This is a genomic window from Nonlabens tegetincola (assembly GCF_002954355.1).
Taxonomy (GTDB): domain Bacteria; phylum Bacteroidota; class Bacteroidia; order Flavobacteriales; family Flavobacteriaceae; genus Nonlabens; species Nonlabens tegetincola.
On sequence record NZ_MQVV01000016.1, the window covers coordinates 337,104 to 361,877 of the forward strand.

24 protein-coding genes and 2 tRNA genes are annotated in these 24,774 nt (G+C 35.4%); 14 read left to right on the forward strand and 12 right to left on the reverse strand.

All coding sequences use genetic code 11. The features are described 5' to 3' along the window. Positions 1-23: 23 nt before the first annotated feature. From BST93_RS11000 to tgt, 6 genes are all read right to left on the reverse strand, one after another. A complete protein-coding gene (locus BST93_RS11000; RefSeq protein ID WP_105019202.1) occupies positions 24-1,208 on the reverse strand; it encodes an asparagine synthetase B in 1,185 nt (394 codons plus the stop codon). 266 nt (positions 1,209-1,474) lie between these two features. Further along, positions 1,475-3,013 (reverse strand): replicative DNA helicase, encoded by a 1,539-nt coding sequence (gene dnaB, locus BST93_RS11005; RefSeq protein ID WP_042279399.1) that lies wholly within the window; start codon positions 3,011-3,013, stop codon positions 1,475-1,477. Positions 3,014-3,272: 259 nt separating this feature from the next. Beyond that, positions 3,273-4,226: an acetyl-CoA carboxylase carboxyltransferase subunit alpha gene (locus tag BST93_RS11010; protein ID WP_060524714.1), complete on the reverse strand. Its 954-nt coding sequence runs from the start codon at positions 4,224-4,226 to the stop codon at positions 3,273-3,275. A gap of 184 nt (positions 4,227-4,410) precedes the next feature. Then, a complete protein-coding gene (locus BST93_RS11015) occupies positions 4,411-5,322 on the reverse strand; it encodes a DMT family transporter (protein WP_105019203.1) in 912 nt (303 codons plus the stop codon). Then, the gene (locus BST93_RS11020; RefSeq protein ID WP_060524710.1) at positions 5,309-6,376 is read right to left on the reverse strand and encodes an LptF/LptG family permease; all 1,068 of its coding nucleotides are present in this window, start codon (positions 6,374-6,376) and stop codon (positions 5,309-5,311) included. Before BST93_RS11020 ends, BST93_RS11015 begins: the two co-directional genes overlap by 14 nt. 2 nt (positions 6,377-6,378) lie before the next feature. Continuing rightward, the gene (gene tgt, locus BST93_RS11025; protein WP_042279403.1) at positions 6,379-7,509 is read right to left on the reverse strand and encodes a tRNA guanosine(34) transglycosylase Tgt; all 1,131 of its coding nucleotides are present in this window, start codon (positions 7,507-7,509) and stop codon (positions 6,379-6,381) included. 208 nt (positions 7,510-7,717) lie between these two features. Between tgt and BST93_RS11030 the strand changes: the two genes are divergently transcribed. Continuing rightward, a complete protein-coding gene (locus tag BST93_RS11030; RefSeq protein ID WP_042279406.1) occupies positions 7,718-8,563 on the forward strand; it encodes a transketolase in 846 nt (281 codons plus the stop codon). Between the two features lie 19 nt (positions 8,564-8,582). After that, positions 8,583-9,536 (forward strand): transketolase family protein, encoded by a 954-nt coding sequence (locus BST93_RS11035; RefSeq protein ID WP_105019204.1) that lies wholly within the window; start codon positions 8,583-8,585, stop codon positions 9,534-9,536. A gap of 64 nt (positions 9,537-9,600) precedes the next feature. Here BST93_RS11035 and BST93_RS11040 read toward each other — a convergent pair whose 3' ends face one another. Then, a complete protein-coding gene (locus tag BST93_RS11040) occupies positions 9,601-10,227 on the reverse strand; it encodes a hypothetical protein (RefSeq protein ID WP_105019205.1) in 627 nt (208 codons plus the stop codon). Between the two features lie 149 nt (positions 10,228-10,376). Then, the gene (locus tag BST93_RS11045; RefSeq protein ID WP_258150528.1) at positions 10,377-11,525 is read right to left on the reverse strand and encodes an FKBP-type peptidyl-prolyl cis-trans isomerase; all 1,149 of its coding nucleotides are present in this window, start codon (positions 11,523-11,525) and stop codon (positions 10,377-10,379) included. Positions 11,526-11,600: 75 nt separating this feature from the next. Between BST93_RS11045 and BST93_RS11050 the strand changes: the two genes are divergently transcribed. Genes BST93_RS11050 through BST93_RS11060 form a run of 3 tightly spaced genes read left to right on the forward strand, consistent with a single transcriptional unit; the run spans position 11,601 to position 13,046 of the window. Beyond that, entirely contained in the window at positions 11,601-11,975 is a 375-nt protein-coding gene (locus BST93_RS11050) for an RNA-binding S4 domain-containing protein (RefSeq protein ID WP_105019207.1), read from the forward strand. Between the two features lies 1 nt (position 11,976). Beyond that, positions 11,977-12,558, forward strand: coding sequence for a class I SAM-dependent methyltransferase (locus tag BST93_RS11055; protein ID WP_105019208.1), 582 nt, complete (start codon positions 11,977-11,979; stop codon positions 12,556-12,558). Beyond that, a complete protein-coding gene (locus BST93_RS11060) occupies positions 12,555-13,046 on the forward strand; it encodes a phosphoribosyltransferase family protein (protein ID WP_042279412.1) in 492 nt (163 codons plus the stop codon). The genes BST93_RS11055 and BST93_RS11060 overlap by 4 nt, the downstream gene beginning before the upstream one ends. Here BST93_RS11060 and BST93_RS11065 read toward each other — a convergent pair. Then, on the reverse strand, positions 13,038-13,559 hold the full coding sequence (locus tag BST93_RS11065; RefSeq protein WP_105019209.1) for a shikimate kinase: 522 nt from the start codon (positions 13,557-13,559) through the stop codon (positions 13,038-13,040). The genes BST93_RS11060 and BST93_RS11065 overlap by 9 nt on opposite strands. 108 nt (positions 13,560-13,667) lie before the next feature. On the opposite strand from BST93_RS11065, the gene BST93_RS11070 reads away from it, so the two are divergent. The 9 genes from BST93_RS11070 to BST93_RS11110 all read left to right on the forward strand — a co-directional run bounded on the left by BST93_RS11070 (position 13,668) and on the right by BST93_RS11110 (position 20,886). Further along, positions 13,668-13,740 (forward strand) — tRNA-Lys (locus tag BST93_RS11070). A 47-nt stretch (positions 13,741-13,787) separates the two neighbouring features. Beyond that, positions 13,788-13,870, forward strand: a tRNA-Leu gene (locus BST93_RS11075). A 159-nt stretch (positions 13,871-14,029) separates the two neighbouring features. Further along, positions 14,030-14,944: a MerR family transcriptional regulator gene (locus tag BST93_RS11080; protein WP_105019210.1), complete on the forward strand. Its 915-nt coding sequence runs from the start codon at positions 14,030-14,032 to the stop codon at positions 14,942-14,944. Then, complete coding sequence (gene crtID / locus BST93_RS11085) at positions 14,937-16,400, forward strand: bifunctional phytoene desaturase/3,4-desaturase (RefSeq protein ID WP_105019211.1); 1,464 nt, start codon at positions 14,937-14,939, stop codon at positions 16,398-16,400. Before BST93_RS11080 ends, crtID begins: the two co-directional genes overlap by 8 nt. A gap of 1 nt (position 16,401) precedes the next feature. Continuing rightward, a complete protein-coding gene (locus BST93_RS11090) occupies positions 16,402-17,241 on the forward strand; it encodes a phytoene/squalene synthase family protein (RefSeq protein ID WP_060524690.1) in 840 nt (279 codons plus the stop codon). A gap of 4 nt (positions 17,242-17,245) precedes the next feature. Continuing rightward, on the forward strand, positions 17,246-17,692 hold the full coding sequence (locus BST93_RS11095; protein ID WP_105019212.1) for a sterol desaturase family protein: 447 nt from the start codon (positions 17,246-17,248) through the stop codon (positions 17,690-17,692). Further along, positions 17,692-19,158, forward strand: coding sequence for a 1-hydroxycarotenoid 3,4-desaturase CrtD (crtD, locus tag BST93_RS11100; protein ID WP_105019213.1), 1,467 nt, complete (start codon positions 17,692-17,694; stop codon positions 19,156-19,158). The genes BST93_RS11095 and crtD overlap by 1 nt, the downstream gene beginning before the upstream one ends. Next, positions 19,151-19,774, forward strand: a complete 624-nt coding sequence (locus tag BST93_RS11105) for a carotenoid biosynthesis protein (RefSeq protein ID WP_105019214.1) — start codon at positions 19,151-19,153, stop codon at positions 19,772-19,774. The genes crtD and BST93_RS11105 overlap by 8 nt, the downstream gene beginning before the upstream one ends. Then, positions 19,753-20,886, forward strand: a complete 1,134-nt coding sequence (locus BST93_RS11110; RefSeq protein WP_105019215.1) for a lycopene cyclase family protein — start codon at positions 19,753-19,755, stop codon at positions 20,884-20,886. Before BST93_RS11105 ends, BST93_RS11110 begins: the two co-directional genes overlap by 22 nt. Here BST93_RS11110 and BST93_RS11115 read toward each other — a convergent pair. From BST93_RS11115 to BST93_RS11125, 3 genes are all read right to left on the reverse strand, one after another. Continuing rightward, complete coding sequence (locus BST93_RS11115; RefSeq protein WP_105019216.1) at positions 20,873-21,592, reverse strand: DUF3291 domain-containing protein; 720 nt, start codon at positions 21,590-21,592, stop codon at positions 20,873-20,875. The two genes, BST93_RS11110 and BST93_RS11115, sit on opposite strands and share 14 nt — an antisense overlap. 57 nt (positions 21,593-21,649) lie before the next feature. After that, entirely contained in the window at positions 21,650-22,099 is a 450-nt protein-coding gene (locus BST93_RS11120) for a YqhA family protein (protein WP_052510381.1), read from the reverse strand. Positions 22,100-22,222: 123 nt separating this feature from the next. Further along, positions 22,223-24,490 carry an aconitate hydratase gene (locus BST93_RS11125; protein ID WP_105019218.1) on the reverse strand — a complete coding sequence of 756 codons (2,268 nt, stop codon included), beginning with the start codon at positions 24,488-24,490 and terminating at the stop codon, positions 22,223-22,225. Between the last annotated feature and the right edge of the window lie 284 nt (positions 24,491-24,774).

Consider the following 24,774-nt stretch of genomic DNA (forward strand, 5'->3'; position numbering starts at 1 on the left):
CCAAAATAAAGTAATTTACAACATCACGTCTTCTGCTTTTGTTTTCTAGCAGCAGGAAATAGAATATTGTTTAAAATCAAGCGATAGCCAGGTGATGTAGGGTGAAGTTTTAATTCTGTAGGTGGATCTCCTACCCTATGCTGGTAATCTTCTGGATCGTGACCACCATAAAAAGTGAAAAAGCCTTTACCACGTATTCCGTGTAAGTATTTAGCCTCGCCGTTTGATCTATTTTCAGCGAGAACTAATACGTTCTTTTTTACTTCTTCTCTTGTATAACTGGTAGTTTGCCCCATAAATCCTTTTACTAGCGAAGTGTGATTCTGATTAAGCATAGTAGGAATAGGATCCCATTTGGCGCTAAAATCCATCAAAGTAAAGTAGTCCAACTCCTTTGCTACCTTACGTTTAGTAGTCATATCTATACTACTAAACTCATAAACCATGGGAGAACGTTCCAGTAAAAAATCAGTAAAAGCAAAAGTTTTATTGAAATCAATCCTTGACTGGTAATCTGGTTCACTAGCATCACCATCAAACATAGGTTCGCAAATATCAACATCTTCTGCTGCTAGCGCTATATCAAAGCTATCTGTAGCACTGCACATGGCAAACATAAAACCACCACCAATTACATAATCTCTTATCTTTTTTGCTACGGCAAGTTTTGCCTCACTTACTTTGTTATATCCCAGCTCTGCAGCCAGTTCTTCTGCTTCTTTCTTTTCTTGAATGTACCACGGCGCAGTTCTAAAGCTGCGATAAAATTTACCATACTGTCCTGTAAAATCCTCATGATGCAAGTGCAACCAGTCATACAATAACAATTCATCATTTAAAACTTCTTTATCATAGACCTTGGTATATGGAATTTCGGCATAAGTAAGTACCATGGTAACCGCATCATCCCAAGGTTGTTTTCCTGTAGGAGTATATACTGCAATTTTCGGTGCCTTCTCTAGCACCACTTCTTGCATATTTTGCGACGGGCTAGCAATGAATTCAAGGATTTGTGCTGTCTCGCCTTCATTTAATGATTCGTAACTTACCCCACGTATAGTAAGTTCTTTTTTTATCGCATCAGTTTCTGGCATTAAGAAGGAACCACCTCTATAATTGAGTAACCATTTAACTTTTATACCTTGTTCGAGTACCCAATAAGCCGTTCCATAGGCTTTTAAATGGTCTTTTTGAGTATCGGCATCCATGGGAACCAGAACATATTGCGCATGAGAAAACAGCCCAATTAGGCATAAAAGAATACAACTTATATAATTTTTAATCATGGTAACCTATTCTAGTTTAAGATTGGAGAACTCGTCATGTCATGATGGAATTTTTAGTGTACGCTTTCGCGAAAGCGTAATTAAACTAAACTCTATCGTTGTCGCATGAGCACAGCTTAATAATCCATGCCGAAATCTCTCAACTGGTACTAAAATACAAATAGGATACGAGAAATGAATTGTAATTTCTAAAAAGCTAGATCGTCATTATCAATTCCAAAAGCATCTCCTGGATTTGAAGGTCTTATTCCTGCATTATCAGATTTAAATGTATCGTCATTTGCTGCATTCATTTTGGAACCAATTTCCTGTGGCGATGAGAAGAAATCGTCCAAGTTATCGAACTTACCAAATTTACCTAAGAATTTCAATCGTATGCTATCGGTAGCACCATTACGGTGTTTTGCTACAATAAATTCACCTTGGTCTTTGGTAGGTCCACGATCATCATCATCCCATTCTTCTAGACCATAATACTCGGGTCTATAAATGAAAGAAACGATATCGGCATCTTGCTCGATGGCTCCAGATTCCCTAAGGTCTGAAAGTAATGGTCGTTTTGTACCACCACGAGATTCAACCGCACGAGATAACTGTGACAATGCAATTACAGGCACGTTAAGTTCTTTGGCAAGGGCTTTAAGATTACGAGAAATAGTTGATATCTCTTGCTCACGATTACCACCTTTACTGTTTGTTTGTGCGGTCATTAATTGCAAGTAATCAATCATGATAAGCTTGATACCGTATTGTGATGCTAGACGGCGACATTTTGCTCTAAGGTCAAAAATGGATAACGATGGAGTGTCATCAATATAAATAGGAGCTTGTTCAAGATCTTTAACCTTTACATTAAGTTGTTCCCATTCATAGCTCTCTAATTTACCAGTACGTAGCTTTTCTGAACTTAATCCAGTTTCGGCAGAAATAAGACGTGTAATCAGCTGTACCGAGCTCATCTCTAAAGAAAAGAAAGCTACAGGAGTATTAGACCCAATCGCAATATTACGAGCCATACTTAAAGTAAAGGCTGTTTTACCCATACCTGGACGTGCTGCGATAATAATTAAATCACTAGGTTGCCAACCACTGGTTAGTTTGTCAAGATCAGTAAATCCTGTAGGAATTCCACTTAATCCATCGCGGTTTGCAATTTCTTCTATTTTTTGTTTTGCCTGTCGTACGAGATCCATTGCGGTCTCGGTACTTTTTCTAATATTACCTTGGGTGACCTCATATAATTTAGATTCGGCAGTATCCAGCAAGTCAAATACATCGGTAGATTCTTCATAGGCATCTTCAATAATTTCTGAAGAAATCGAAATAAGCTGCCTTTGAATGTGTTTCTGTAGGATAATACGGGCATGATATTCAATGTGCGCTGTTGAGCTCACTAATTGACTTAATTGCACCAAATAATGATCACCTCCAACTGCTTCAATACGTTCTTGCTTACGTAATTGACTGCTTACGGTTAATAAGTCAATAGGTTTACCTTCTTTGAAAAGAATATCAATCGCTTCAAAGATGTGTTGATGGCTTTTTTGGTAAAAAACCTCTGGTGAAAGCAGGTCAATTACCTCATCTACACCTTTACCATCAATCATCAACGCACCCAGCACAACACGCTCTAAATCAACAGCTTGTGGTGGTATCTTACCTTTTTCAAGGGCAATAACCGGACTGTTTCCAGAGATTTTATTAGAACGTACTTGTATTTTTTCCATAGTTTTCAAAGGTAGTTTTTAAAGTAGGTTTATACTAGCTAGTCTATTCACCATTAACTAACAATCGTGTTTAAAAAGCATTTAATAACCTGTTAATAAGGTACAAAAAATTTTGTTAAATAGGAAGTTTACACTAGCTCAAAAAAAATTGTAATTTTTCTATATTACTATTTGTCGTTGATAACTTCTTTATTGAAAAAAAGCGCAAAAAAAGACGCCTTTATTTTCATAAAAGCGCCTAATATTTATGAGTTAAGAATTATCCTTTATACACACCCATATCAGCATATTTATCCATACGCTGCTCTACAAGTTTACTGGATTCTAATTCTTTTAATTCTGTATAATGTCTCGTTATACAGTCTGCCACCGATTTGAAGATAGCATCACGATCTCGGTGTGCACCACCTAGAGGTTCTTTAAGTACCTCATCTACAAGCTTCATCTTTTTCATGTCGGTACTGGTAAGTTTAAGAGCCTCGGCAGCTTGTTCTTTATATTCCCAACTGCGCCATAAGATTGATGAACAACTTTCTGGTGAAATAACGGAATACCACGTATTTTCTAGCATCACAACTCTATCTCCTACTCCTATTCCTAGTGCTCCACCACTTGCTCCTTCTCCTATAATCATTACGATAATAGGCACTTTAAGTCGTGTCATTTCAAGGATATTGCGTGCAATTGCCTCTCCTTGACCACGTTCTTCTGCTTCAAGACCTGGATAAGCACCTGGAGTATCGATTAATGCCACTACAGGAATCCCGAATTTCTCGGCACTTTTCATTAAACGTAACGCTTTTCTATAACCTTCAGGATTTGCCATTCCAAAGTTGCGGTACTGTCTTGTTTTAGTATTATAACCCTTTTGTTGACCTATAAACATATAGGACTGGTCTCCTATTTTACCCAGACCACCAATCATGGCTTTATCATCCTTCACATTACGATCTCCATGAAGTTCTAACCAGGTATCACCGCAAATGGCTTTAATATAGTCAAGTGTATAAGGGCGATTAGGGTGACGTGATATTTGAACACGTTGCCACGGGCTTAGGTTTTTGTAAATCTCTTTACGAGTGGCCTTAATCTTTTTTTCTATTTTTTTAACCGTATCAGTCACATCAACCTCACTTCCTTCTCCTATCTCAAGTGTTTGCTTGTACTTGTCTTCTAGTTCCTTAATCGGTAATTCAAAATCTAAATATTCCATTATCCTTTTGGACTTTATAATTCGAAAAACAAATGTAGTAAAACTTAAAGTGAATAACGATGAGTTTTTTGGATTTGGGAACGGTTGTAAAACCCTGAAAAAGTCTTTAATAGACAATTCAAGACTATATCGGTTTTTAAAAACACTTATAAAGATGTCAAATATTAAACTACACGAGGAAGTTTTATTTACTTGTTTGTTTCTTTTTAAGTCTTGTCTTTATGATACCATTTGCTATAATAACAAGTAGGATTACTACAGCACCTAAATAAAACTCGGGTGTCATTTGCTCTTGCTCTTTGAAAATAAAATAGGCAAGTAATATTCCGTAAACCGGTTCTAGGTTAATGGTAAGCATCACCGTATAAGCACTTAATACTTTCATTACTTTAACGCTGGCAATAAAGGCATAGGCTGTACACACTGAAGCTAGAATTCCCAACCATAACCAATCGTAAACAGACAATGCTACTGGAGCTACAAAGTCTATTGGTAATATCAAGAAAAATAAAGAGAGTAGAACGACACCACTTGCCAGCTCATAAAAAGAAATAACGGTAGGATTATAAACTTTGGCCCAACTTACATTCATAATACTGAATACAGCGCTTAACAGTGCACTTGTCAATCCTAGCAAGATCCCTTCTATATAATTACTTTCTACCGTGAATATGTAATATAGTGCTCCAATAATTATAATCCCGAAGATTAATTCGTAGCCAACAAATTTTTTAGGTGTAAATAGAGGTTCCAACAAGGCCGTGAAAAAGGCTCCTGTACTCATCATTGCCAAACAGATGAACACATTAGAAACTTTAATGGCACCAAAAAAAGTAACCCAGTGTAAGGCTATTACGCAACCTGCCAAGCAGAATGATAGAATACGCTTTCGCGAAAGCGTATTAACTCCATCACCTAGCAACGAGATCCCTTTGATCTTTATATAGATAAAAATAAAAATCACCGCTAGCAACATACGGTACCAAACCAAAGGAATGGAATCAATACTTATAAGAGCTCCTAAAACAGCGGTAAAACCCCAAATAAAAACAATGAGGTGTAAATGGAGATAATTAACTACTCTATCGTCTGGCATTACGCAATAAAAATATAGCTACAATTGCAAAAAATATATTTGGAAACCACACTGCAAACCACGGATTAAATGTGCTTTTCTCTGCAATGGTTCCAAAAACTTTGTCTAGAAATACGTAGGTCATGGCGATTACTAACCCTATGGCAAGATTCATTCCCATTCCTCCACGTTTTTTTACACTACTTACTGCAACTGCTATAAGGGTAAAAATAAAGGCGCTTACAGGTATGCTGGTACGCTTATACTTTTCTACATAGTATAAGTTCATGTTAGCGTTACCTCGTTTTTCTTCTTGTTTTATAAATTCATTCAGTTCCCAGAAATTTTTAGTTTCGGCTACATATTCTACTGGTGTAAGTTCATCGATTTCAAAAGGTAAAAGAGTGTCGTACTTACCGTATTGTTCGATTTTTTCACTGTTTTCAAGAATAATACGTTTTTTAAAACTTGTGAGCGTATAGGAAGTGTCGTTAAACTGAATACTACTAGCAGAGATTTTAAATTTAAGTGAGTCAGCTTCAAAATGTTCTAGGGTGAAATTGTAGCCCTTTTTTCTTGAAGGCTGGTAATTACTCACATAGATATACTCATTATCATTGATTTGACGATAAACATCAGATGTTTTTTGACTATCTGTTCGTTTAAAGTACTTGTATTGATATTCATTAAATCCTTGAGCGGCATTAGGAACCAAAAAAGAACTAAACAACAAGGCTCCTGTACAAACTATCGTTGCACCAATTATGTATGGCTTAAGGAATCTATTGAATGAAACTCCTGAACTTAAAAATGCAATAACTTCTGTGTTGTTAGCCAATTTTGATGTAAAAAACATCGTAGAAATAAACAGAAATAAAGGAAATAAAAAATTTGAAAAGTAAATAGTAAAATCCAGAAGGTACCACAAGGTCTCGTCAAGTGGTGCATTTTTACTAAGTATCTTTCCCACTTTTTCTGCAAGGTGCACTGTAACCATTATCGGTAGGAATAACGATAACAGCAGGATAAATGAACCTAAATACCTTTTTAATATGTATTTATCTAAAATATTCAATACTATAATCTATTGTCCATTTGTTTTACCATTTTATCCTTCCAGGTTCTAAAATCACCAGCAAGTATGTGTTTTCTCGCCTCGCGCATGAGCCATAGATAAAAAGTAAGATTGTGCAAGGTACATATTTGCTTACCTAGCATTTCATTAACGGTAAAAAGATGTCTTACGTATGCCTTGCTATAATATTGATCTACCCAAGCAGTACCATGCTCATCTAGTGGTGAGAAATCATCGGCCCACTTTTTATTTTTTACATTCATGGTACCATTGACTGTAAAAATCATACCATTTCGTGCATTACGAGTAGGCATTACACAGTCAAACATATCTACACCAAGCGCCACGTTTTCCAATAAATTTATAGGAGTACCTACACCCATTAGGTAACGCGGTTTATCTTTTGGAAGAATAGCTGTTACCACCTCGGTCATAGCATACATTTCTTCAGCTGGTTCACCTACTGACAAACCACCTATAGCATTACCTGGTTGATCAGCATTGGCAATAAATTCAGCACTTTGAGCTCTTAAATCTTTATACGTACTACCTTGTACAATAGGAAATAAAGTTTGGTTATAACCATATTTACTAGGAGTATTGTGAAAATGATCGATACATCTTTTTAACCATCGATGGGTCATGTGCATGGATCGACGAGCGTAATTGTAATCGCATGGATAAGGAGTACATTCATCAAATGCCATGATGATGTCTGCACCAATGGTACGTTGAATATCCATAGCGCTTTCTGGTGTAAAGAAGTGGTAAGAACCATCGATATGTGATTTAAATTTCACACCAGCTTCTTTAATTTTTCTATTTGCACTCAAGGAATAAACTTGATAACCACCAGAATCTGTAAGAACTGGTCTATCCCAATTCATAAATTTATGAACACCACCGGCCTTTTCTAGAATTTCAGTTCCTGGTCGCAAATACAAGTGGTAGGTATTTGCCAGAATTATATCTGGATTAACCACATCTTTAAGTTCATTTTGATGTAAACCCTTTACCGTTGCAAGGGTTCCTACAGGCATAAATATGGGCGTTTCAATTGCACCATGGTCAGTGTGAACTACACCAGCCCTAGCCTGGCTGTTAGGATCGTTATGTAATAAGTCAAATTTCATGCGTGGCAAAGATAGGTTTTAACGTGATTTATACGACTAGTTAATTCAATTCATCTAAGTTAAAGACCGTTTTAAAAAATAATCCAGTCTTTAACTTTCCGAGATTCTATTAAATTGTTTGCTACTCATTAATAATTGACTGTGCAAAATTCGTAAAAAGGAAGATTAGAAACGTACTTTTGCAGTATCATCAAATTAAACAATTAAAATGGCTGATATACAGCAATTAAAAGACATCGTAACCCAAGTACGCCGCGACATAGTACGACAGGTTCATGCAGTAAATAGTGGTCACCCAGGTGGATCCCTAGGCTGTGCAGAGTTTATCGTTACTCTCTATAATGAGATCATGGATCACAATCCAGATTTTAGTATGGATGGAGTTAATGAAGATTTATTTTTCTTATCAAACGGGCACATATCTCCCGTTTACTACAGTGTCCTTGCGAGAGCTGGATATTTCCCTGTAGAAGAATTAAATACTTTTAGAAAACTAAACACTCGCCTACAAGGACATCCTACCACTCATGAAGGTTTACCAGGTATACGCATTGCTAGTGGTTCACTAGGACAAGGAATGAGTGTAGCTATAGGTGCCGCTCTTGCAAAAAAATTGAATAACGATGACAAAACCGTATTCAGTTTGCATGGTGATGGCGAACTTCAAGAAGGTCAAATTTGGGAAGCTGCCATGTACGCTAGTGCAAATCATGTAGACAATTTAATCGCTACAATCGATGTAAATGGTCAACAAATTGATGGCTCTACCGATGCTGTATTATCACTAGGTGATCTGAAAAATAAATTTGAGGCTTTTGGTTGGGAAGTACTTACCATCGAAAAAGGAAATGATATTGAAGCTGTGGTAAATGGAGTACGTGAGGCTATTTCGCTTTCGCGAAAGCGAAAACCTATTTGCATCCTACTTCACACTGAAATGGGTAATGGTGTAGATTTTATGATGGGATCACACAAATGGCATGGAGTAGCACCTAATGATGAGCAATTAGAAAGTGCTCTTGCTCAAAACCCAGAAACTTTAGGAGATTATTAATCAAAATCTGTTCACCATTATGAAAGTTTACGAAAACACAGGAAATAAGGACACGAGATCAGGTTTTGGAGCTGGTCTTACTGAACTAGGAAATATAAATGAGAATGTAGTGGCTCTTTGCGCCGATCTTACAGGATCATTGAAAATGAATGAATTTGCAAATCAGCACCCAGACCGTTTCTACCAAGTAGGAATTGCAGAAGCCAATATGATGGGTATCGCTGCTGGTTTAACAATAGGTGGTAAAATTCCTTTTACAGGAACATTTGCTAACTTTTCAACGGGTCGTGTTTATGACCAAATCAGACAAAGCATTGCTTATTCTGATAAGAATGTAAAAATTTGTGCATCACACTCTGGTCTTACACTAGGAGAAGATGGTGCTACACACCAAATTCTTGAAGACATCGGTCTTATGAAAATGCTTCCAGGAATGACTGTAATAAACACTTGTGATTACAATCAGACAAAGGCAGCAACGATTGCTATCGCAGATCATCATGGACCTGTTTACCTTAGGTTCGGACGACCTAAAGTAGCTAACTTTACTCCAGAAAACGGAAGCTTTGAAATTGGAAAAGCTGTTCATTTACAAGATGGAAAAGATGTCACTATAGTGGCAACTGGACATTTAGTTTGGGAAGCTCTAGAAGCTGCTAAAGAATTAAATGAAAAAGGTATATCTGCCGAGGTGATTAATATTCATACCATTAAACCTTTAGATGAAAAAGCTATTTTAGATTCAGTAAAGAAAACAGGTTGTATCGTAACAGCAGAAGAACACAATTATCTAGGTGGACTAGGAGAAAGTGTTGCACGCACACTTGCACAGCATCATCCTACACCACAAGAATTTGTTGCTACTCAAGACACCTTTGGAGAAAGTGGAACTCCTGCTCAATTACTTGAAAAATATGGCTTAAATGCTGCAAATATCGCAGCCAAAGCTCAACAGGTAATTAAGCGCAAGTAATTGTAATTACCACTATTATAAAACTGTATCTAATAGTATTTACTTTTAGATACAGTTTTTCTTTTTAAAACCTATATGCAACTTTAGGAATCAAAGTCCAAGATGTCAAATTTTTTGTTATTCCACGTTCCATTTTAAAGGGTGTATATTGTAAATCTATGGATATAAACAATACACTCAAATCTTTAAATTCAAAGTTATAACTTAAAGAACTGAGTGCTAAAAAGGAGTTTATACTGCTGTAATCCAGCTCTTGTGCAGCGCTATTAGTAACAGGGTCTATAAAGATTGAAGCCATCCCCATTCCAAATCCTAAATCCAATGCAGAAGACGGATAGCTTAATAACGTCTTATTTAATCTTAGTGAAGCATTTAATATAGTTGTTGCTTCTATTTCCTCATTTCTTTGTTCACCTTGTAAAAGAAAATAGTCGTTTTGCTGCGGCACTACTAATTGTAATACAGCCTCTATGCTACGATGTTTTCTTGAGTTTGGAAACTGAAGAGATAATTCAAAAGAAGGCGACACTTCAATAAATTGCCCTAATTCTGACGATGGAATATATGCTCCTACTCCAACCTTCAAAAATGGAGTTTCTATTGGCAAGGAATTCGGATTTTGGTTAGTCTGGGCTTTAACCAAAGAATGATTAGAGGTAATTAAGATTATAATGATGACTAAATTTTTCATGACTACTAGTTTAAAATTCGTGAGTAAAACTATGAGTCATCTTGTCCTATTTAATTTGATTAAATAGAAAAGAAAAATTTTGAAACTTGTGTTTTTTACAAACTCAACTCAAAAAAAAATCTACTTGTTGGTAGATTTTTTTATTCTATTTATGAGTCCGCATCTAGATAATCTGGTATTCCGTCACCGTCACTATCTCGTGCATCATCTGGGTTTGTATTACCATCAGGATCTGCATTTTCTTGACTAGTTGGAATCCCATCACCATCATCGTCTGGATCTAAATAATCAGGAACACCATCACCATCAGTATCTACTGCATCTCCAGGTAAAAAGTTACCATCAGGATCTGGGTTTTCAAACCTATTTTGAATTCCATCACCGTCTAAATCAATATTTACTTCGTCTGCATCAAGGTAGCCTGGTATTCCATCACCGTCTAAATCTTCTGCATCATCAGGATTCCCATCACCGTTAGGGTCTGCATTTTCAAAGATGGTACCTACTCCATCCCCATCGTCATCACGATCCTCAAAGTTTGCAATACGGTCACTGTCCGTATCATCATTAGTAGTCGTGATCAGTTCATCATTATTAGGATCCTCATATCTAGATAAAATTCCATCATTATCATGATCATTGATTTTAACAGCATGAACTTTGAAAGTAAAAAGTAAAGGTGAATATGCAGGAATTCCAGTAGGAGAACTATTAAAATAGGCAATACCACTAGGCATAAAAACTGCACCTATACCACTACCGTCAAAGGTAATAGTACCATCGGGATTTGCCGTTACCGATTGAGAACCCTTAAATTCTTGTGCTGCTCTAGCAAAACCTTCAATAGATCTAGGTAAATCAAACCAAATTGGGTTTTGAGCTGCATCAAATAAAGTATTATCCAATAGTCTACCTTCATAACTCACTAAAGCGCTATCTGCATAAGTTATTTGTGGATCACTAGGATTACCTTCTCTTAATTTAAGTAAGTAATAAGTATAATTAACTCCTTCTCGTTCTATAGTACGAGTTTCGACCTGATTAATAAGTGGTATTTGAGAAGAAGGATCGTCGATTTCTCTCAAAATAATGTCAACGTCATTGGTAGGGCTAGCTACAAAATCATCTTCATTATAATAATGGGTTTGTAGATAATCTAAAAGCGCCGCTTGATCTTCTAGATCTACTTCGTCTCTATCTCGTATTTGAATACCTGCATCATCGTCGTCATTATTACATGCAAAAACCGCAAGTACAAAACCAGCTAATAAGCCTAGTCTTAAAAGTTTTTTCATCATACTTTTTTTATTAGTGGTCAAAGATAGCATTTCTCGCTATTTTTGTTGTGTTAACGAGTGATAATAAGACATCTTATGCGAGTAGATAAATTTTTGTGGTCTGTACGATACTTTAAAACACGTAGCAAAGCAACTGATGCCGCAAAAAAGGGTCGTATAAAAGTGAATGATGTAGCTGTAAAACCGTCTAGAGATGTCTATCCTGGAGATTTAATCACCTTGCGTAAAGATCAAATTGAATATAAAGTAGAAGTTATAGATCTACCGGCTAATCGGGTAGGTAACAAATTAGTTGATCTTTATAGAGTAGATCGTACACCAAAGGAAAATTTTGAAGCTCGCGATTTAGTTAACCTTAGCCAAGATTACTACCGCCGTAAAGGAGAAGGAAGACCTACAAAAAAAGACAGACGTGATTTAACTGATCTACTTAATCAAGAAGAGGAGTAACATGGAATTAGATCAACGATACTGGAATGATAGATACCTGAATAACACCGCAAAATGGGATTTGGGTCAAATTTCAACTCCAATAAAAGAATATGTTGATGGAATCATTAATAAAAATGTAAAGATTCTAATACCTGGTGCAGGGAATTCATACGAGGCCGAGTACCTACATAAAATAGGATTTAGCGATATTACCGTTATTGATATAGCCAGTGAACCTCTTTTAAATTTAGAAAGTAGACTCCCAAAGTCTCATAACCTTAAACTCATTAAAGAAAATTTCTTTAATCATCAGGGAAACTATGATTTAATTATCGAACAAACGTTTTTATGCGCATTGGAATTACGCTTTCGCGAAAGCTACCCTATTAAAATGAGTGATTTACTCAACAGCAATGGAATACTTGCAGGTGTTTTATTTACTATAGATAAGAATCGAAGTGAACCTCCTTTTGGCGGAACAATGGAAGAATATCGTAAATTATTTGAACCACTATTTAAAATAGAGACATTAGAACCTTGTTACAACTCTGTACCAGACAGAAAAAACAAAGAAGTGTTTATACAATTTAAAAAGAAATGAATACAATTTTAACACACGATCAAGTTCAACATAAAATTCGCCGAATCGCTTTTCAAGTCGCAGAAGTATTTTATGAAGAGCATGAAATAATACTTGCAGGAATTAAAGGGCAAGGCTTCCAATTTGCCTCGCTTTTGAAAGCTCAATTAGATTCTATACTACAAGGAACAGTAACTATATGTGAAGTGAAAATTGATAAGAAAAATCCTCTTTCTCCTATTTCTACTTCTCTAGATTCAAACTTATATAAAGATAAAGTTGTGGTCTTATGTGATGATGTTCTAAATAGTGGATCCACCTTAATATATAGTGTAAAACATTTCTTAGACACTCCCATCAAAAAAATGAAAACTGCTGTACTTGTGGATCGTAATCATAAAAGATACCCTGTAAAAGCTGATTTTAAAGGAATTTCATTATCTACAAATTTAAAGGAACACGTTGAAGTTTTCTTTGATTCCAATGACAGTAAAGTCTTACTAAAATAATAGAGCAACAATCTCTCGAGAAATATCGTCGATTGTCTTATTATCGGTATTAATTTGATGCTGGGCTTTAGAATAATACTGCCTGCGTTCAAATAGATGTTTTCCAATGAACTCCATAAGTTCATTTTTATCGGATATAGAGGACAATAACGGTCGTTTATTCATTTCCTCGTATAATCGACTAGTCAAACTAGGAATACTAGCTTGTAAATAGATAGTAATATGTCCTAATTGATTGAGGTATTCCATATTGTTGTAATAACAAGGAGTACCTCCACCTAAAGAAATAATTTGATATGTACTAGATTCAGCTAAATCGGTTAAATACGTGCGTTCGATTTTCCTAAAATGAATAGCTCCTTTTTCTTGGAATATTGAATTGATACTTTTTTGCTCCATCTTTTCTATATAGTCATCTAGATCTATTTGATCCATTCCTGTTAATTGACTTAATTTTTGGGCAATCGTACTTTTACCGCTACCCATGTATCCTAAAAGAAAAATTTTTTTCATTCTCAAAACCTTGATTATTAAAGGGATTCAAATTTGTTTCAAAATTAATTCAAAAAGTTGTTTGTAAATCAATAATAGGTAGTATATTTGCACCCGCAAACGCGCAATGACTTGGTAGCTCAGCTGGTAGAGCATCACACTTTTAATGTGAGGGTCCTGGGTTCGAACCCCAGCCAAGTCACAGATTTTTCAAAAACAAAAGCTCTATTTTCATAGGGCTTTTTTTCTACCCGGGTGCTGAAATTGGTAGACAGGCACGGTTGAGGGCCGTGTGCACTAGTTGCGTGTGGGTTCAAGTCCCATCCCGGGTACTTAAAGTCCTTATCAAATACGATAAGGATTTTTTTTTGACCCATTTTTAATTTTTCATGTTGATTATAGAATAAAAGGTTAAACAAATTACAAAGTACTGTTTGAAGTACTTTATTTTTGTTTAACTTTACCATCGTTATAATTAAACAAATTTTGTTTTGATCAAGAGCAAGTTCAGCATTAAGGATTTAGAAAACCTAAGCGGTATTAAATCACATACTATAAGAATCTGGGAAAAGAGGTATAACTTATTAGAACCAGATAGAACTGATACGAATATCAGGACCTACGATTTAAGTATGTTGCAAAAAATTCTTAACGTAAGTTACCTAAGAAACGCTGGTATTAAAATTTCTACTATTGCCAGCTTGAGCGGTGAAGAAATTGAGGCACAGGTTAGAAAATACGCAGAACGTAACAATAGAAATGATCATGCTATTCAGGAGCTAAAATTGGCTATGGTAAATTTTGATCAAGAAATGTTCCAGCGTATTTACACGAGTGTTTTGGATGAAGTCGGATTTACAGGAGTATTCTATAATTTGTTTGTTCCATTTCTTGAAGAACTAGGATATTTGTGGCAATCTAAAACAATTAATCTTGCTCATGAGCACTTTATAAGCCATTTAATTAAACAAAAAGTGCTGGTAAATCTGGAAAAATACCAATACAAACATTTTGAGGCAACAGATCATGTTTTTGTTTTATTCTTACCAGAAAATGAAATGCATGATTTAGGCTTGTTATTTCTAAATTATGAACTGTTACGCAGAGGCTGCAACACAGTATATCTAGGTGCTAGTATGATGCTAGATTCTCTACCTTTCTTTAAAAAAGGAGGAATAACACCTACATATATTACATACATAACGGTACAACCTACTGAAAAACAACTACCTACTTTTTTGAGGCAATTTGATCGAAAAGTAGCTAAAGGTGACGACATTAAATTATGGATTTTAGGTCATCTAGCTCAAAAGATCAAGCCAAGCGATTTAAGTAAAAATCAAATCGTATTTCCTGGTATTACAAACTTATTAGAACAAATTCCTGAACTTATAACTAATGAATAAAAAGATAGCAATTATAGGTTCTGGTTTCTCATCACTTTCAGCCGCCTGTTACCTTGCAAAGGAAGGTAATATGGTAACCATTTACGAAAAGAATGAAACAGTTGGTGGTAGAGCAAGAAGATTAGAAAAAGATGGTTTTACTTTTGATATCGGTCCTTCTTGGTACTGGATGCCAGATATCTTTGAGCGATTCTTTGCAGACTTTGATAAAAAGCCATCTGATTATTATCAATTGGATAAATTGAATCCAGGCTACACTGTTTATTTTGAAAATGACAAAATAAACATTGCTGACAATCTAGATGAAATTAAATCCACTTTTGAAGATATTGAGCCAGGCAGTTCACAACCTCTTCAAGAATTTATGGATAAGGCTAGTGAAAACTACGATATCGCCATTAAAAATCTTGTTTATCGTCCAGGAGAATCACCACTAGAATTAGTAACTCCACAAACAGTAAAGAAGCTAGGCGCTTTTGTAGGTAATGTATCAAAGGATGTACGTAAAAAATTCAAAAACCCTAAGTTAATCTCAATATTGGAGTTTCCTGTGTTATTCTTAGGAGCGACACCAAGTAATACTCCAAGCTTTTATAACTTTATGAATCATGCCGATTTTGGTCTGGGTACTTGGCATCCTAAAGGTGGTATGTATGAAGTAATACTAGCCATGAAAAAGCTTGCAGAAGAATTGGGTGTTGTAATAAAAACCAATGCTCCAGTACAGAAGATCCTTGTTAATGAAAATAATCATGCCTACGGTCTCATGGTTAATGATCAAAAACATTTGTTTGATACTATCGTTTCAGGAGCAGATTATCATCATTCAGAAACCTTATTAGAGCCTCAATATAGACAGTACAGTGAATCATATTGGGATAAAAAAACATTTGCCCCTAGCTCACTGATATTTTATGTTGGATTTGATAAAAAATTAAAAAATATTGAGCATCACAATCTGTTTTTTGATACAGATTTCACTAAACATGCCAACGAGATATATGAGCAACCACAATGGCCAGAAGAACCTTTATTTTACGCAAACTTTACCTCGGTTACTGATGAAAGTACAGCGCCTGATGGTTGCGAAAATGGTTTTTTCTTAATTCCACTAGCTCCAAATTTAGAGGACACTCCTGCTTTACGTGAACAATACTTTGACATAATCATGGATCGATTTGAAAAGAGAACAAATCAAAATGTCAAAAACAGCATTATATTTAAGGAGTCGTTTTGTGTCAATGACTTTAAAGAACAATACAATAGTTATAAAGGAAACGCCTATGGGATGGCAAATACACTATTACAAACAGCTTTCTTAAGACCTAACTTAAGAAGCAAAAAAGTTAAAGACTTATTTTTTACAGGTCAGCTCACGGTTCCTGGACCTGGAGTACCACCATCATTAATTTCAGGAAAATTAACCGCTCAGTTGGTTAAAAAATACTCGCTATAAAATGAAAAGTTTATTCGATCAAGTTTCAAGAGAATGTAGTAAGGCTGTAACGCATCGCTACAGTACGTCATTTTCCCTAGCAAGTAAAATGTTAGGTCCTTCCATAAGGCAAGATATTCATAACATTTATGGATTTGTAAGATTTGCTGATGAAATAGTGGATACATTCCATGATTATGACAAAAGAACATTATTAGACCGTTTTGAAGAAGACGTTAAACGAGCTATAGAAGATAAAATAAGCCTTAATCCTATTTTAAATTCTTTTCAAGAAACCGTAAATAAATACAATATTACTCCAGATATGTATGGTGCTTTTTTAAACAGTATGCGCCTTGATCTTGATAAATCAGTGTATCTAACTGATGAAGAATATCGCAACTACATATATGGCAGTGCCGATGTAGTAGGACTTATGTCTTTAAAAGTATTTGTAAAAGGTGATGAAGACAAATATGAAGACCTAAAACAAGATGCTATGAGACTGGGAAGTGCCTTTCAAAAGGTAAATTTCTTAAGGGATCTAAAAGCAGATTTAGATACACTAGAACGTAGCTATTTTCCAAATACCAACCTACACGATTTATCAGAAGAAGATAAAGCAAGATTGATAACCGAGATTAAAGAAGACTTTGATGCAGGGTTAAGAGGAATTCAACGACTACCAGTAGAGGCAAAATTAGGAGTTTACACTGCTTATGTTTATTATCGTAGACTTCTTACAAGATTAGAACGTACTCCTTCTAGAGAAATAAGAAACACAAGAATACGCGTTCCTAATTATGAAAAAATTGGTTTATTAGCCAAAGGTTATGTAAGTTGTCGCCTGAACTTGATTTAATTATATGGAAATAGTACTCTGGATTGTCATTTTCTTGACCACATTCGGTGTTATGGAATTCAATGCTTGGTGGATGCACAAGTACGTGATGCATGGATTTTTATGGTATTTACATGAGGATCACCATCATAAAAAACATAACAGCTGGTTTGAAAAAAACGATTTCTTCTTTGTTTTTTATGCAGCTGTAAGTATTGCTTTAAAAGTAGCACATAGTGAATATGACTTATGGTGGGCACTACCTATAAGTGCTGGAATTCTAGCCTACGGTATCGCCTATTTCATTGTTCATGACATATTCATACATCAACGCTTCAAATGGCTGAGAAAAGCAAACAATAAATATGCTAAAGGTTTACGTAGAGCTCACAAAATTCATCACAAACATCTAGGAAAAAAAGATGGTGAAAATTTTGGAATGCTAGTAGTGCCATTCAAGTATTTCAAATAATGAAAAAGGCTATCATTATAGGGTCTGGAATTGCCGGCCTAGCTGCTGCCTTGCGACTTAAGAAAAAAGGATATCAAGTAAGTGTATTTGAAAAAAACGGCTACGCTGGCGGGAAATTACACGCTATTGAACTAGGTGGCTACCGTTTTGACTTAGGACCATCACTTTTTACTTTACCTCATTTAATTGACGAATTACATCAATTGTTTCCTAATGTAGAGGTAGATTTTAATTACATCAAAAAGAAAACTGCCTGTCATTACTTTTGGGAAGATGGAACAAGTTTTGAAGCTCCTGCTGATCTTGAAAACTTTGCTGTAAAAGCTGCTGAAATTTTTGACGAAAAACAAAATACTTTATCTAAGTACCTTCAAAATAGTAAGATGAAGTATGAAAGCACAAAAAGTTTATTTTTAGAAAAATCACTACACAAGTCAAATACCTACTTCAGTAAGCAAACACTTAAAGCTATTTTAAAAATCCCTTTCCTTGGAATTAATAACACATTAGATCAGGAAAACAAGAAGTTTTCCAACCCAAAACTTAACCAACTATTCAATAGATACGCGACCTACAATGGTTCATCGCCCTATCTCACACCTGGAATCATGTCTATGATTCCCTATTTAGAATTAGGATTAGGAACTTATTATCCTCAAGGTGGTATGCATCGTATCTCGCAGTCTCTATTTGAACTAGCACAAAAAGTAGGTGTTGAATTTCGCTTTCGCGAAAGCGTAAAAAAGATCAATCACAGCAATAATAAAGTCACTGGAGTCACCACCGAAAAAGGTACTCACGATGCTGATATCGTATTGTGTAACATGGACGTATTTCCTACTTACCGTCAATTATTACAGGACATTAAAGCTCCCGAAAAAACATTAAAGCAAGAACGCAGTAGTAGCGCTCTTATATTTTACTGGGGAATTAAAAAATCCTTTCCTCAATTGGATCTTCACAACATTTTATTTAGTGAAAATTACAAAGCAGAATTTGAGGCTATTTTTAATAATAAATCCTTATACGAGGATCCTACAGTATATATAAACATAACAAGTAAACAATCACCTCAAGATGCCCCTAAAGGATGTGAAAATTGGTTTGTGATGATTAATACACCTGGTGATTATGGGCAAAACTGGGAAAACCTTGTAATAAAGGCTAAAAAAAACATACTATCAAAAATCAAAAGATGCCTTAACATCGATGTTGAAGAGCTGATTGATGTCGAATATGTTCTTACACCACAAGGTATCGAAAAAAATACGAGTAGTTATCGAGGTGCTTTATATGGAGCAGCTAGCAATAATAAATTTGCTGCTTTCCTTAGACATCCTAACTTTAATAAAACGATTGGGAATTTGTACCATGTAGGAGGATCGGTTCATCCAGGTGGAGGAATACCATTATGTTTATTAAGTGCAAAAATTACTGCAGATTTAATCCCAAATACAAATGCCTAAAACTGTTACTATCATCATGCTATGGGTAATACATATAAGTGCGCTTATAGGTATAGCGATGGGTAATCAGAATTTTTTCTTTCCAAAATCACCCTTTACTCTAGTTTATCTGGCCATCTTGTGCGTTTGGTTTTTCCCAGTGAATTCGGTAAAGAAGGCATTGCTTTTTGGCCTCTGTTTTATCACAGGAATGAGTGTTGAATGGATAGGTGTACACACAGGATATTTGTTTGGAGATTATCACTATGGTGTTAACATGGGCTGGAAATTAGATGGTATACCCTACCTTATTGGAAGTAACTGGGCACTATTATCATTCATCACTTATGAAATAAGTAGAAAATACATAACTCAACGTTTATTGATTCCGCTTGCAGGTGCTTTTCTCATGGTGGTTCTGGATTTCTTTCTAGAGCAAATTTGTGATGTGGCTGGATTTTGGCATTTTAATAATGGTGCAGGCTGGTTCAATTATATATGCTGGTTTTTAATCGCTGCTGCATTGCAATATGTATTACAATTCTTCAAACTTAAAGGAGATTTAAAAATATCTCTGCATTTATATAGCGTTCAACTCATTTTTGCAATTGTGTTATGGATAATCATTACGATATAGCCATTATAGGAATGGGGTGTGCAGGTAGTCATGTAGTACTACAATTGCTCGAGAATGCGCCACATTTAAAAGTGGCTATACTTGATCCATACGGGTCTTTAACTCAAGAAAAAACATGGAGCTTTTGGGAAAAAGGTCCTGGTAAGTATGACGACTTAATCATTGCCAGTTGGAAAAAATGTAGATTTCACACAGGAGATGAGGAATTATCCCTTACCATGAATCCTTACCTATATAAATCAATAGAGAATGTGAAGTTTTCCGCTTTCGCGAAAGCGCAATTACATCAAAATTCCAAATACCATTACATCGGGAGTGAAGTAACACACTTAGAGCAAACACATAATTCCAAAGAACTAACCGTATCATACAATAACGGCTCATTAACCGCAGATTTAGTTCTAGATAGTAGACCATTAGAGGACATTCCATCAACTGGGATTACACTGTTGCAACACTTTAAAGGATGGTTCATTGAAACGCCAGAAGATTATTTTGACTCAAAGGAATTTACTAAAATGGATTATCAACTGGTTGATCCAGGAACAACTAGCTTTGTTTATGTACTTCCGTTTTCTAAAAGAAAGGCGCTAGTGGAGTATACCTACTTTGCTAAAAATCTGGTGCAAGACGATGTTTATGATCAGTACCTTGAAACCTATATTACAGACTTTTTAAAAATCAGTGATTATAAGATAACCAAGGTAGAAAAAGGGATTATTCCTATGACAAGTCATGATTTTAAACCCTTTAAAAATAAGGATGTAGTTACAATAGGAACTGCTGGTGGCTGGGTAAAGGCAAGTACTGGTTATAGTTTTAAAAATAGCGAACGACTTGCCCGACAATTGGTAAAAAATTATCTAGAAAACAGACCTCTTTTCTATAAAATGACTAATAAAAAGTACGAAGTTTTTGACGAAACTCTACTGCGCGTTTTACACGAGAATGAAGCTTCTGGTCCTGAGATATTTAGTAAAATGTACCAGCGCAACAGTGTACAAAATATCATGGCTTTTCTAGATGAAGAAAGCAACCTTCTTGCTGAATTAGGAATTATGAAGTCACTTACTTCATGGCCCTTTGTAAAGAACTTTTTTAAGTCTCTTTAAACGATAGTAGTTCTGGAATCGTGAAGCCCTGCCAACTTCCTGTAATCAAATACGGTTGAAATCTAGAGAACATTTCTTCTTTATACCACTGTAATGCTTGAGTTTGCTGTATGGCTTGTTTATGGTTATTACCTCTGTAAGCAAACTTTTTTAAAGCCCTTGCATCGTCCCACAGACTAAACGTTGCCATATGAGTAAAAGGGCGTTCTCCTACTCCTGCGGTAAATAATAAACTAGGATTTTCTTTTAAACCTTTTTGAGAAATAGGTACATAATCCCAAAACTTTTTAAGCATGTGCGGTTTAATAGTAGCTCTTGTTATTACTGTAAGGTAGGGATTATTGGTATCCATATCTGAATGCTGTTCAAAAGGGTTTTTCTTTGACCATTGACCATATGCTTTAATATTTTTCATGTAAAAGGTCAATTGCTGCTCGCTGTGATTAAGATATTTCTTATAAAGACTAGAAGAATCAAAAAATTCTTGGGCTTCTTTATGCGAATCCCATACTTGTAATAATCCGTAAACACTCCAATCTGGCCATGGACTAAAACCTTCTTTACCACTTCCTAATAATTTGTATGACTGTAATCCGCTTTGTCGGCGCAATGCGCTATGCGCAAATTGCATCATCCAAAATGCCCATATCTTGTCCTTTAATTTAGGGTATTTAAAAAAAGTAAGAGTAGTAATTTGTTTAGACATTGAAATCAATAGATAAAGCTAGCAAAATACGAAACCTGTCTAGGTAAAACATCAGGTTTATTTATTATTTATAAAATAGGTAAGAGCTAAGGTAACTAATGAGAATCCCGCGCCTAGATAAAGTATTTCAATACCTTCGGAATATGTAACAACTTTACCCGTAAACGAAATAGCCATTACAAAAATTACCATTTTAATGAGTAACGATTTAAGATCGTCTAATGTTTCAATAACGAGCCACGATGGTAAGTTTTTGATTTTGGCAACGTATAATTCGAATAGTCCCATGGCAACAGTAAAAAAGATAACACCTAATAATACAAGGTCTAGAGACTTTAAGCAATCTTGTATAATGGTATCTTCTTCAGAGTAACCGCTGGCGATATTAATAAGAGCGTGATAAATATCAGATATTGCATATACTTCAATGGCAATAGCTAGAGCAATAATAGCGACTACTCCAATTGTTGCAATAATTTTTAAAAATACACCCAAGAATTTAAACACAATTATATTTTTTATGTAAGGTACACTTAGACAGTTGTTTAAAGACAAAAATTTATCCTAATTCTAATAAAAAAAAATCCTCTTCAGTAAGAAGAGGATTTTAAATTTAAGATAACAACTTAATTAAGCTGCGTTTTCTTCTTTAATCTTATTTAAGGCACTTCCTTTATGGAACCACTCAATTTGAGCCTTGTTATAAGTGTGGTTTAATTTGATTTGATCCTTTGACCCATCAGCATGTACAACTTCTAAAGTAAGCGGCGTGTCTGGTGCAAATTGATCTAAATCTAAGAAGTTAAAAGTATCATCTTCTTGGATCAAGTCGTAGTCTGCTTCATTTGCAAACGTTAGACCTAACATTCCTTGTTTTTTAAGGTTTGTTTCATGGATACGAGCAAACGATTTAACTATTACCGCTGCTACACCTAAGTGTCTAGGCTGCATAGCTGCGTGTTCTCTTGATGAACCTTCTCCATAATTATGATCACCTATCACTACAGACTTGATACCGTCAGCTTTATAAGCTCTTTGAACTTTTGGTACAGCATCGTATTCTCCAGTAAGTTGATTTTTCACTAAGTTGGTTTGCTTATTAAAAGCATTAACCGCTCCAATCAAAGTATTATTTGCAATGTTATCTAAATGTCCTCTGTAACGTAACCATGGACCAGCCATAGAAATGTGATCTGTAGTACATTTTCCAAATGCTTTGATTAACAGTTTTGCACCTTTAATTTCAGTTCCTAATGGCACAAAAGGAGTCAATAATTGTAATCTATCAGAATCGTCTGCAACTACTACTTCTACTCCGCTACCATCTTCAACTGGTGCTAGGTAACCATCGTCTTCTACTTCAAATCCTTTAGGTGGTAATTCCCATCCTGTAGGTTCATCTAGCATCACCTCTTCTCCATCTTCATTGATAAGTTTATCAGTAATTGGATTAAAGTCTAGTCTACCAGCAATTGCTATTGCAGCAGTCATTTCTGGTGAAGCTACAAAAGCGTGTGTGTTTGGATTACCGTCAGCACGCTTGGCAAAGTTTCTATTGAACGAGTGAACGATTGAGTTTTTAGGTGCATTTTTTGGATCCTCATAACGAGCCCATTGACCAATACATGGTCCACAAGCATTCGTAAAGATTTTTGCATCTAAATCTTCAAAAACCTTTAAAATTCCATCACGCTCTGCAGTAAAACGAACTTGTTCAGATCCTGGATTAATACCAAACTCTGCTTTAGTTTTAAGTCCTTTATCAAGTGCTTGTTGAGCAACACTGCTTGCTCGAGAAAGGTCTTCATATGAAGAGTTTGTACAAGATCCTATAAGACCCCATTCCACCTTTAAAGGCCATCCATTTTCTTCAGCTTTTGGCTTCATTGTACCAACTTCAGTAGCAAGATCTGGAGTAAAAGGACCATTTAAGTGTGGCATTAATTTATCTAAGTCGATATCAATTACTTGGTCAAAGTACTGTTCTGGATTTGCATATACTTCATCATCTCCTGTAAGATATTCTTTCACCTCATTTGCAGCATCAGCAATATCTGCACGATCTGTCGCTCTTAAATAGCGTTCCATTGATTCATCGTATCCAAAGGTTGAAGTAGTTGCACCTATTTCTGCACCCATGTTACAAATAGTACCTTTACCTGTACAAGATAAGTTCTTTGCGCCAGGTCCAAAATATTCTACTATAGCTCCTGTTCCTCCTTTTACGGTAAGAATTTCAGCAACTTTTAAGATTACATCTTTTGGTGCAGTCCAACCTGATAATTTACCAGTTAACCTTACTCCGATTAACTTAGGAAATTTAAGTTCCCAGGCCATACCTGCCATTACATCTACTGCATCGGCACCACCTACACCTATTGCTACCATTCCTAATCCACCTGCGTTTACAGTGTGTGAATCGGTACCAATCATCATTCCACCTGGAAAGGCATAATTTTCAAGTACTACTTGGTGAATAATTCCTGCTCCTGGTTTCCAGAATCCAATACCATATTTGTTTGATACACTTTCAAGGAAGTTAAATACTTCATTACTTGTATTAAGTGCATTTTGTAGATCCGTATCGGCACCTACTTTAGCTTGAATAAGGTGATCACAGTGCACTGTTGTAGGAACAGCTACTTTATCCTTACCAGCTTGCATAAATTGAAGTAAAGCCATTTGGGCTGTTGCATCTTGACAAGCAATACGGTCCGGAGCAAAGTCTACATAATCTTTACCACGTGTAAAAACCTTTTCAGGGTTTCCATCCCACAGATGTGAGTATAAAATCTTTTCAGCAAGTGTAAGCGGTTTACCAGTCAATTCACGAGCTTTATCTACTCGTTCTGGCATGTTTGCATACACCTTTTTTATCATGTCAATATCAAAAGCCATATGTGTGTTTTTTTATCCGTTTTTTAGGTGTTGCGAATTTACAAAACAGACTTCATAATTGAAAATAATCAACGACAATCAAAAAACAGTGAAATATTTCCATTAAATCAACTATTTGATAAGATAAAATTTACCAAATAGTCAATTAATATTCGTTATCATTAATAGATTATCAATATAAAATGAATCTAAATAGAATAAAAACAGAGATAATATGGGGTTTGCTTTCGCGAAAGCGAGAGTATTCAACTAACATAAAGCCGTAAAATCTTAAGATTTTAAAG

What these genes read in the sequence shown, in the direction of transcription:
- crtD (WP_105019213.1), top strand. Translation starts at nt 17,692, where the DNA reads ATGAAAAAGGCTATCATTATAGGGTCTGGAATTGCCGGCCTAGCTGCT.
- crtID (WP_105019211.1), top strand. Translation starts at nt 14,937, where the DNA reads ATGAATAAAAAGATAGCAATTATAGGTTCTGGTTTCTCATCACTTTCA.
- tgt (WP_042279403.1), bottom strand. Translation starts at nt 7,509, where the DNA reads ATGAAATTTGACTTATTACATAACGATCCTAACAGCCAGGCTAGGGCT.
- BST93_RS11030 (WP_042279406.1), top strand. Translation starts at nt 7,718, where the DNA reads ATGGCTGATATACAGCAATTAAAAGACATCGTAACCCAAGTACGCCGC.
- BST93_RS11060 (WP_042279412.1), top strand. Translation starts at nt 12,555, where the DNA reads ATGAATACAATTTTAACACACGATCAAGTTCAACATAAAATTCGCCGA.
- BST93_RS11040 (WP_105019205.1), bottom strand. Translation starts at nt 10,227, where the DNA reads ATGAAAAATTTAGTCATCATTATAATCTTAATTACCTCTAATCATTCT.
- BST93_RS11115 (WP_105019216.1), bottom strand. Translation starts at nt 21,592, where the DNA reads ATGTCTAAACAAATTACTACTCTTACTTTTTTTAAATACCCTAAATTA.
- dnaB (WP_042279399.1), bottom strand. Translation starts at nt 3,013, where the DNA reads ATGGAAAAAATACAAGTACGTTCTAATAAAATCTCTGGAAACAGTCCG.
- BST93_RS11010 (WP_060524714.1), bottom strand. Translation starts at nt 4,226, where the DNA reads ATGGAATATTTAGATTTTGAATTACCGATTAAGGAACTAGAAGACAAG.
- BST93_RS11110 (WP_105019215.1), top strand. Translation starts at nt 19,753, where the DNA reads ATGGATAATCATTACGATATAGCCATTATAGGAATGGGGTGTGCAGGT.
- BST93_RS11095 (WP_105019212.1), top strand. Translation starts at nt 17,246, where the DNA reads ATGGAAATAGTACTCTGGATTGTCATTTTCTTGACCACATTCGGTGTT.
- BST93_RS11000 (WP_105019202.1), bottom strand. Translation starts at nt 1,208, where the DNA reads ATGGATGCCGATACTCAAAAAGACCATTTAAAAGCCTATGGAACGGCT.
- BST93_RS11090 (WP_060524690.1), top strand. Translation starts at nt 16,402, where the DNA reads ATGAAAAGTTTATTCGATCAAGTTTCAAGAGAATGTAGTAAGGCTGTA.
- BST93_RS11065 (WP_105019209.1), bottom strand. Translation starts at nt 13,559, where the DNA reads ATGAAAAAAATTTTTCTTTTAGGATACATGGGTAGCGGTAAAAGTACG.
- BST93_RS11035 (WP_105019204.1), top strand. Translation starts at nt 8,583, where the DNA reads ATGAAAGTTTACGAAAACACAGGAAATAAGGACACGAGATCAGGTTTT.
- BST93_RS11055 (WP_105019208.1), top strand. Translation starts at nt 11,977, where the DNA reads ATGGAATTAGATCAACGATACTGGAATGATAGATACCTGAATAACACC.
- BST93_RS11045 (WP_258150528.1), bottom strand. Translation starts at nt 11,525, where the DNA reads ATGATGAAAAAACTTTTAAGACTAGGCTTATTAGCTGGTTTTGTACTT.
- BST93_RS11015 (WP_105019203.1), bottom strand. Translation starts at nt 5,322, where the DNA reads ATGCCAGACGATAGAGTAGTTAATTATCTCCATTTACACCTCATTGTT.
- BST93_RS11105 (WP_105019214.1), top strand. Translation starts at nt 19,151, where the DNA reads ATGCCTAAAACTGTTACTATCATCATGCTATGGGTAATACATATAAGT.
- BST93_RS11050 (WP_105019207.1), top strand. Translation starts at nt 11,601, where the DNA reads ATGCGAGTAGATAAATTTTTGTGGTCTGTACGATACTTTAAAACACGT.
- BST93_RS11125 (WP_105019218.1), bottom strand. Translation starts at nt 24,490, where the DNA reads ATGGCTTTTGATATTGACATGATAAAAAAGGTGTATGCAAACATGCCA.